The following is a 1,077-nucleotide window of genomic DNA, read 5'->3' as shown; positions in this document are numbered from 1 at the left end:
TATCCCTTATCCGGCAACGAAATTATCGCACTGTGATTTCTTGACGTTTACGTAAGCATAGCACTAGCCTTTACAGTGAGGTAAAGAAACACATTGATAACAACCTAATTTTTATTCAGTCATGGTCAGATTTCGAGAAGCTGGATTTTTATTCGAGGTAAGTGTGTTATGGAAAAATACAAAATCAGTGATCTCGCCAAAGAGTTCGACATCACGACGCGCAGTATTCGATTTTATGAAGACGTCGGCCTGATTGAGCCAGAGCGAAAAGGCAATATGCGCGTTTATCAGCGTAGGGACAAAATCCGACTTAAACTGATTCTTAGAGGGAAACGGCTCGGCTTCTCGCTGGCAGAAATACGTGAACTGTTCGAACTTTACGACATGCAACAAACGGATGAACAGCTGCTCAAAATGCTTAATATCATTGAAGAAAAGCAAGCCGTGTTGCAACAGCAGTTAAATGACATTGGTGTCGTCATGGGCGAGCTCAATGCAGCAAAAGAACGCTGCCTTCAAACACTAAAAAACAACGAAAAGTAACAACGCCACTAACTCAAATTTCCCTCACTCAAGCAGTGCACGATTTTCACAGTCACACACCTGCAACAGGGAGACGTTATGAAAACGAGCTACATCCCGCTGAATTTCGGGCTCGGTGAAACCATTGATATGCTCCGAGATCACGTCAATGCGTTCGCGAGTGAGCATATAGCTCCTATTGCCGCCGATATTGACCATTACAATCAGTTTCCGAGCCATTTATGGCCACTTCTTGGCGAAATGGGCTTGCTTGGCGTGACCGTCAGCGAAGAATATGGTGGTGCTGAAATGGGTTACCTCGCCCACGTTGTAGCAATGGAAGAGATAAGCCGAGCATCAGCCTCCGTCGCGCTCAGCTACGGCGCACATTCAAATCTTTGCGTAAACCAAATCTTTCGAAACGGCACCCCAACGCAACGAGAAAAGTATCTGCCTAAATTAGTTGATGGTTCGCACATAGGCGCTCTGGCGATGAGCGAAGTCAATTCGGGTTCGGATGTCGTCAGCATGCAACTAAAAGCCGAAGACAAAGGC

2 protein-coding genes are annotated in these 1,077 nt (G+C 45.9%); both read left to right on the top strand.

What is annotated here, in order from left to right; translation table 11 throughout:
- Positions 1-168: 168 nt before the first annotated feature.
- Positions 169-543 carry a MerR family transcriptional regulator gene (locus R8N28_RS26730; RefSeq protein WP_005455792.1) on the top strand — a complete coding sequence of 125 codons (375 nt, stop codon included), beginning with the start codon at positions 169-171 and terminating at the stop codon, positions 541-543.
- A gap of 78 nt (positions 544-621) precedes the next feature.
- Positions 622-1,077, top strand: a 456-nt coding sequence (locus R8N28_RS26725; protein WP_318183858.1) for an acyl-CoA dehydrogenase family protein, incomplete at its 3' end; no start/stop codon positions are given.

The organism is Vibrio sp. Vb1554, from assembly GCF_033344235.1.
Note: the sequence above shows the minus strand (reverse complement) of the source record. Positions and strands in the feature narration are given on the sequence as shown.

Bases quoted from the DNA above. Each gene is read 5' to 3' on its own strand.
- R8N28_RS26730 (WP_005455792.1), top strand. From the start codon at position 169: ATGGAAAAATACAAAATCAGTGATCTCGCCAAAGAGTTCGACATCACG.